Annotated in this window: 2 protein-coding genes; both read left to right on the top strand. The window is 39.4% G+C overall.

The features are described from left to right. Positions 1 to 345 (top strand): hypothetical protein (locus tag EXN75_RS17370; protein WP_223176174.1); only part of this gene is annotated, 345 nt, incomplete at its 5' end. Beyond that, the gene (locus tag EXN75_RS17365; RefSeq protein ID WP_118115306.1) at positions 327 to 1,286 is read left to right on the top strand and encodes an IS3 family transposase; all 960 of its coding nucleotides are present in this window, start codon (positions 327 to 329) and stop codon (positions 1,284 to 1,286) included. The genes EXN75_RS17370 and EXN75_RS17365, both read left to right, overlap by 19 nt. Positions 1,287 to 1,494 lie beyond the last annotated feature (208 nt).

The following is a 1,494-nucleotide window of genomic DNA, read 5'->3' as shown; positions in this document are numbered from 1 at the left end:
GACAAAGACAAAATGGATTTAGCGTTGAGCATAGCTCGCAGTTATTATCAGTATCATGTACCAGTTAGAGAAATTATGGCAAAAATGTCAATTAGCAGTACTTCAGTTTACAGAATTCTTGGTAACTTTGCAACCAATAATCCACAAATCGTAGAAGAAATGAAGCAAAATGCAACACCAGAAAGTCTCTCACAGGAGAACATTGAATTGAAGAAACGCTTGGCAGCTATGGAGCAAGAACTCCATGAGGCAAAGATGGCAGCTGCCGCCTATAACAAGATGATTGATATCGCAGAACGTCTTTATAAGATTCCTGTGCGAAAAAAATCTGGTCCCAAACAGTAAAGGAACTTCGTGCAGAGGACAAAAACTATAGTGTTTCTGGCCTCTGTAAACTGTTTGGGTTTACTCGTCAAGCGTATTATCAGCACGAAGACAATATGCTTGCAGCCTTGGCAGAGGAATCGTTTGTAATAGAGTATGTTAAGTCTATTAGAAAGCAAGATCCAGGTATCGGCGGCCGTAAACTCTGGCTGATGTATTGCAAGGAGTTTGGAGAAGAGAACGCCATGGGACATTGCCGTTTCGAGGACATAATATCAAGGTACAAGTTGGGAGTGCGTTCTTCCAACCGAAAACCTCGTACAACGGACTCTCGTCATGGGTTACCCACATACCCCAACAAGATAAAAGAACTGATACCATCATCACCCAATGAAGTTTGGGTGAGCGACATTACATATCAGAAGATTTGGGATGATGCCGAACAAGGTACTTATCATTTCTGCTACATTTCTTTGATTACGGATTATTACACAAAAGAAATCATTGGCTATTCTGTCGGTGAATCACTCTCCACCAGGTTCCCTTTGAAAGCCCTAAACATGGCCTTAATGCGCATGGAAAGTTATAAGGATATTATTACACCAATCCATCATTCCGATAGAGGTGTACAATATGCTAGTAACGAATACATCAAATTACTAAGAGAATACGGTATCATACCTAGCATGACAGAATGTGGCAATCCGAAGGATAATGCTGTAGCAGAGCGTGTCAATAACACGTTGAAGAACGAGTTATTCATGGGGCTTTCTTTTACTTCTTTACAGGAAGTAGAAGAGGCTTTAGAAAGGGCTGTACACTTTTACAATGAGTTACGCCCTCATGGAAGTATCGGGATGCTAACACCAAAGGAAGCTGCGAAACAAAAGGGAAGTTTAAAGAAAAATTGGACAAGTTATAGGGAAAAGTACATAAAATCCTTGTCAGTTCAGGAAAAATGATTAATTTTGCAGCAAAATTGTAAAAACCGCGATCCACCCCTAGGGGTGGGTCCTCTGTCTACTTCTATTAGGAACTAGAATGAAGTATGTAAATACTAACTAGGAATAAGATAGAAGATTGACAAGTAGAATTAGGAATAGAGAAAATAATTGTCAACTTACAATAGGAATAAGAAACTATGTAGTCAACTAAATATAGGAAACTACA

It is taken from the genome of Segatella hominis, from assembly GCF_004535825.1.
Classification (GTDB): Bacteria; Bacteroidota; Bacteroidia; order Bacteroidales; family Bacteroidaceae; genus Prevotella; species Prevotella hominis.
Note: the sequence above shows the minus strand (reverse complement) of the source record. Positions and strands in the feature narration are given on the sequence as shown.